Here is a 3,233-nt window from a genome sequence, read left to right on the forward strand (position 1 = left end):
CCGCTTCTGTCCTATCTGCTTGTCCGGCTCGGCTTGTCCTGCCTGTCCGGGATGGCTGACGGCGTGGCCTGCGTCAGGTGGACAACGCGCGTTGTCGACGCCGCTGGATTCGGCGAATGCATATGTCTGATCGCGGCTGCGCAGTTGGTCGACGGCCCAGGTACTTCGACAACTCGAGTTGTCGGGCCCGGCAACTGGGCCTGGGACAGGCGCCGTGAGCGCCGGCCGATTGCCCTTGGTGTCGGGCACACTGGAGCCATGACGACGAAGGAACGACTGCACGCGCTGGTCGATGCCCTCGACGAGGCCGACGCCGACCGGCTGCTCGATGCCGCGCTCGCGTTGACCACCACCGGCCCCGGCGCGGCGGCAGACAAGCCGCTTCCGGCGTTCGTCGCCTCGATCCGCTCCGGAGCCAGCGACACCTCCGAACGGTCTGAGGAAATCCTGCGCGCCGAGCTCGGAGGTCGGGCCGCGTCGTGACGGTGCTGGTCGACACCGGCGTGCTCTACGCCCTGACCGACGCTGACGACACCCATCACGAAGCCTGCGTTCGCTGGTTGACGGCGAGCACCGACGACCTGCTCGTGCCGTCGCTGGTGATCCCCGAGGCGGCCTACCTGATCGGTTCGCGCGGCGGCGCGCAAGCCGAGGCTTCGTTCCTCGACGCGCTGGTTCCCGGTGGGCGATTCGGGGTCGCCGAGCTCGACCGGGACGTCGACCTGGCTCGCATCGCCGAGTTGGTCCGCACCTACGCGAACCTGCCCCTCGGGACGGTGGATGCCGCCGTGGTCGCCACCGCCGAACGCCTCCGGGTGCATGAGATCGCCACCGTCGACCGCCGTGACTTCACCATCGTGCGCCCCGCCCACATCGAGGCGTTCACCCTGCTGCCCCATCTCGGCTGACCGACACCGCCGGGGAAGACCGGCCCGTGCAGGGGTGACGCGGCGGCCCCGAACCGCCGATCGCAGGTAGCGCTGAACCGCCAAAATATGTCCTGACGATCCGTCAGAGTCCTTCCCAGCCTGCGGTTGTCCGGTGCAGTCCGTTAGGGTCCGCGGCGACCTCACGAACAACGCGCGCCCGGTTCGGACTTGATCGCGGCAATTTTCTGGTTCGTCTGACGCGGGCTTCCCGAACGGGCAAGATCAGCCGGGTGTCGAGGTGGAAATCCCGACGGTCGATCCCACCCCCACGGCGACGGGAGGCAATCGCCCGCACCGCACCAGTGGTGGCCGAGGCGCCGCGGTTGTCCTCGCCTGCGCAACCGATTCGACAGGTCGACGGCCTGGCTGCGGACGCACCGAATGGCGAACTCGGACGGCTTGCCCGGTTGGTCGGCGAGCACCGCCGGATCTCGGCCGAACTCGACATGGAGATCGACCGCCTCGTCAACGCCGACATCGGGTGGCCGGTAATAGCCCACGCGTTGGGTGTCTCGCGCCAGGCGGCGCGGCAACGCCACGAGCGGCGGGTCAGGGCTGCGCTGCTCGCCGTCTTCGCTTCCGGTGACAGCGCGGCCCGTCCGGGGAAGCCGTCCGGGGATTGATCAGCGGCCGCGCGTGCGTCAGCCCGGCTACGCCGGTCGACATGCTCAGGTCGGACGACGCAGACGTCCTGCCCGGGCGATAACGGGCTGTGACGACCCCGGCCCGGCCGCGGCCCCGTCAGATCGTGATGCATAGGTGTGCATTCGAAATGCACTTCGTCGCTGGGCGCGGCAGTGGTCACCGAACGTGCAGGGCCGAGGCGCTCGCGTCGATCGCCGCGGCTACGCGGCGGGAATGTTCGGCGGTGGCGTGCTGGTAACGCTGAGCGGCGTTCGACGTCGAGTGACCGGCCATGTGCATCAACGTGGCCAGCGTCGCCCCGTGCTCGGCGGCCGCGGTCATCGCGGAGTGGCGCAGGTCGTGCGTCCGCACATCCGGGCGGCCGAGCCGGTCGAGCGCCCGGCGGAGCACCTGCGAGTAGCCGTCGAGGACGTCCCGGCCCGAGGCGGTGACGAACAGCAGGTCTGTCTTCACCGCGTCCGCGCGGTGGGCCACCAGGTGCTCCCGGACAGCCGCGGCGACGAACGAGGGCAGGGGAACAGTGCGGAAGCCCTTGGCCGATTTCGGCTGATCGACCGTCAGTTCCCCGGCCACGCGATAGAAGCGCCGCGACACCCGGACCGCAGGCTGGTCGCCGAGGTCGACGTCCAGCACGCGCAGCGCCGCCAGCTCTCCAGCGCGCAGGCCGGAGTAAGCGGCCAGGACGACGAACGCTCGGTAGTGTGGCGGAACCTCGTCGGCCAGCTCGGCGATCTGCACGGCGGACAGGACCGGACGCTCCGCCGAGCGCGCCTCCCCGCCGCCGGTGATCCGGCAGGGCTGGCGCATCAGCAGCTCGTCGTCCACGGCGGTCTGCAGGATCGACCGCAGCAGCCGGTAGGAGCGGGCCACCGTCGCCGAGCCGTCGGGCCTGAGGTGTGCAACCGAGGGGTCGTGATCGCCGCGGGAAGTCATCTGCGCCCGCAACGCCCGGGACAGCTCGGCGTGCCAGCGGCGGACCGTCTCCGGTTCGATCTGGTCGAGTCGGCGGCTGCCGAGGTACGGCTCGATGTGCCGCCGGAAGTCGATGCGGTACTGGTTGCGCGACGAGGCCTTCAGGCCCGGCCGGCTCGCGAGCCAGTCCGTGCCGTACTCCGACAACGTCTCGGTGACCTCCCGCGGGGCCCGGTAGGTCTTGCGGAGCATGTCGGCCTGGATGGTGGCCAGGAAGCCCCGCGCCGCGGTCACCGTGGCGAACGTCTGGTCGGCGGTCCGTCGCCCGCCCTGCTCGTCCCGCCAGCGCACTCGGTACCGGCCCGAGGGCAACGCCTCGACGGCCCCGAACCCGGTGCTGCGGCCCTTGCCGCCGCTCCCGCGAACTTTCGCTCTGGTCGCCACTGGTGCCCCCCGATCGCCCGTGGTCGCCTACAACATCCACGAATTTAGCCCACGGATAGCCCACGCGAGCCGTCATTTAGCGACATTTTTGCAGGTCAGAGGCTCGCAGGTGAATCGTTCGGCAACTTCCCAAGCTGACAGTGCGGGTTCGATTCCCGCTACCCGCTCCACCCGCTCCATTCGAAAACCGTCTCTGAGCTGGGGTTTCTCCGGAGGCCAACTTCCCGTGGGCCACCGTGGTCCACTGCCGTCCGCCCTGGTTAGCCTCCGCCGATCAGTGGTCGAATCACACCGGTCGGTGCG

The 3,233-nt window shown here is 69.8% G+C and carries 4 protein-coding genes; 3 read left to right on the forward strand and 1 reads right to left on the reverse strand.

The genetic code is table 11. From position 1 onward, the window contains the following. Window positions 1-258: 258 nt before the first annotated feature. The 3 genes from VHU88_12165 (at window position 259) to VHU88_12175 (ending at window position 1,552) form a co-directional block, all read left to right on the forward strand. Window positions 259-483: a hypothetical protein gene (locus VHU88_12165; GenBank protein ID HEX3612432.1), complete on the forward strand. Its 225-nt coding sequence runs from the start codon at window positions 259-261 to the stop codon at window positions 481-483. Then, complete coding sequence (locus tag VHU88_12170) at window positions 480-908, forward strand: PIN domain-containing protein (GenBank protein ID HEX3612433.1); 429 nt, start codon at window positions 480-482, stop codon at window positions 906-908. The genes VHU88_12165 and VHU88_12170 overlap by 4 nt, the downstream gene beginning before the upstream one ends. A 326-nt stretch (window positions 909-1,234) precedes the next feature. Beyond that, window positions 1,235-1,552, forward strand: coding sequence for a hypothetical protein (locus VHU88_12175; protein ID HEX3612434.1), 318 nt, complete (start codon window positions 1,235-1,237; stop codon window positions 1,550-1,552). Between the two features lie 178 nt (window positions 1,553-1,730). Here the strand turns inward: VHU88_12175 and VHU88_12180 are convergent, their stop codons facing one another. After that, window positions 1,731-2,930 (reverse strand): site-specific integrase, encoded by a 1,200-nt coding sequence (locus tag VHU88_12180; protein ID HEX3612435.1) that lies wholly within the window; start codon window positions 2,928-2,930, stop codon window positions 1,731-1,733. Window positions 2,931-3,233 lie beyond the last annotated feature (303 nt).

The organism is Sporichthyaceae bacterium, assembly GCA_036269075.1.
Lineage (GTDB): Bacteria > Actinomycetota > Actinomycetes > Sporichthyales > Sporichthyaceae > DASQPJ01.

Bases quoted from the DNA above. Each gene is read 5' to 3' on its own strand.
- VHU88_12165 (HEX3612432.1), top strand. From the start codon at position 259: ATGACGACGAAGGAACGACTGCACGCGCTGGTCGATGCCCTCGACGAG.